The sequence below is a fragment of the Synechococcus sp. H55.9 genome (assembly GCF_047462355.1).
Taxonomy (GTDB): Bacteria; Cyanobacteriota; Cyanobacteriia; order Thermostichales; family Thermostichaceae; genus Thermostichus.
Genome location: NZ_JANSJB010000070.1, coordinates 13,038 through 14,419, shown reverse-complemented (window position 1 = coordinate 14,419; position 1,382 = coordinate 13,038). Strand labels below are relative to the sequence as shown.

Annotated in this window: 2 protein-coding genes and 1 pseudogene; all 3 read right to left on the bottom strand. The window is 59.6% G+C overall.

Annotated elements, in window-relative coordinates; genetic code table 11:
- Nucleotides 1-255 precede the first annotated feature (255 nt).
- Nucleotides 256-534: a CRISPR-associated endonuclease Cas2 gene (cas2, locus tag NW857_RS09590; RefSeq protein WP_414334612.1), complete on the bottom strand. Its 279-nt coding sequence runs from the start codon at nt 532-534 to the stop codon at nt 256-258.
- On the bottom strand, nt 534-1,112 hold the full coding sequence (gene cas1 / locus NW857_RS09585; RefSeq protein WP_414334610.1) for a CRISPR-associated endonuclease Cas1: 579 nt from the start codon (nt 1,110-1,112) through the stop codon (nt 534-536). The genes cas2 and cas1 overlap by 1 nt, the downstream gene beginning before the upstream one ends.
- Before the next feature lie 51 nt (nt 1,113-1,163).
- Nucleotides 1,164-1,302 (bottom strand): annotated as a pseudogene (locus NW857_RS09580) (CRISPR-associated endonuclease Cas1); the annotation flags it as partial.
- Nucleotides 1,303-1,382: the final 80 nt, after the last annotated feature.

The window sequence follows — 1,382 nt, the reverse complement described above, 5'->3', positions numbered from 1 at the left end:
GAACTCATGCGGTTTTCAAGGTGCGTTTGCGAGGGAGTACGGAGACTTCCCGACACAGATATTAACATCGCTTTGGCAAATAAGCGCAAGTCGGAGAATTCGCTCTTTTAGGGGCATTATGCTACATTTTCGCGCCAATCCCGGCAAAAGCTACTAGATCCCTCTTAAAAACTGGCGCCGGCAAAGAAAAGCTAGCGATGGCTCGCCCCGACGGATTGCGCACAAAACTTTACAATTTTGGCCGAGCTGAGAACCTCAAAAAATGAGGTAGTCCGGCGGCTCGTAGGGGGGAGGCCCCCCGAAGACCTTGGTGCGTTGTTTGGCGCTGGCATCCAGAGGGTAGGCCCGCAGGCTATCTTCCTGGAGGTTGAGCAGAGGCAGCCACGACTTTTCCAGCTTCTCTTCCAGCTCGGCAGTGTCCAGGGGGCATTCAAAAACGGAGCGTTGCACTCGCTGGCAGCACTGCTCCAGGCACTTGGCCAACTGGTGTCGGCGCTTATCGTCCACCACGTCGTAGCAAACCAACCACAGCATCAGCGCAGCTCCATTGCTTCGTACTCCAGGTTGCCGCTCACCAGGCAACGGCCCAGCCAGCGGGCTTGCTCCAGCACAATTTGGCTCAGAGCCAGGCGACGCGACTGGGGAGGATAGAGCAACGGCTGGCGGAAGCGGCGCTCCAGCTCACCCAAAAACAGCTTTTTGGCCAGGGATCCCAGCCATACGCCTGTCCCATCCGGCGACGGCTCGAAATCTTCCGGGGTGAGCAGGCCAGCCTTGATGAGCTGGATTACGGCCCAATCCACTACCAAGGGCCGAAACTCTTCCATCAGATCCAGCACTAGGTTGGGGCGATAGGGCAAATTGGTGTGGAAAAAGCCCAGGTAGGGATCCAAGCCGGCCATGACGGCTGCCGGGAACACCCGTGCCAGCAGCACCCCGTAGCCCCAACTGAGGAGCGCGTTAATCGGGTCGAGGGGCGGCTGGCGGTTGCGGCCTCTGAAGTTCCACTCGGGCGAGAAACAGTGCTGGAGAGCTTGGTAATAGATGCGGGCACAATGGCCCTCCAGACCCATCAGGGCTTCCCGCTCTGGGTAAGTGGCGGCGCGATCCAACTATCGTTTCCACGCTGCGATCCAGCAGTTGGGCCAGAGCGGCGGCGGTCAACTGGATCCCGGGCAGTACCACCACTAGCTCTAGTTCGGCCAGGCGGCAAAGCTGCTCTTGGCCGCGGCGCCGAATGAGCAAGCTTTGGTTCTGGCAGTGAACCACGGTACCCGGCTCGGTTAAATAGAGGGTGGTCATGGGCAGGCGGGTTTGGCGAGGGCCAACTCGGGCCGGTAAAACCCCAGCTCTGCCTGCGCTTCTTGGGCCATCTGTTCCCG

Coding starts and splice junctions, on each gene's coding strand:
- cas2 (WP_414334612.1), bottom strand. CDS start 534: ATGCTGTGGTTGGTTTGCTACGACGTGGTGGACGATAAGCGCCGACAC.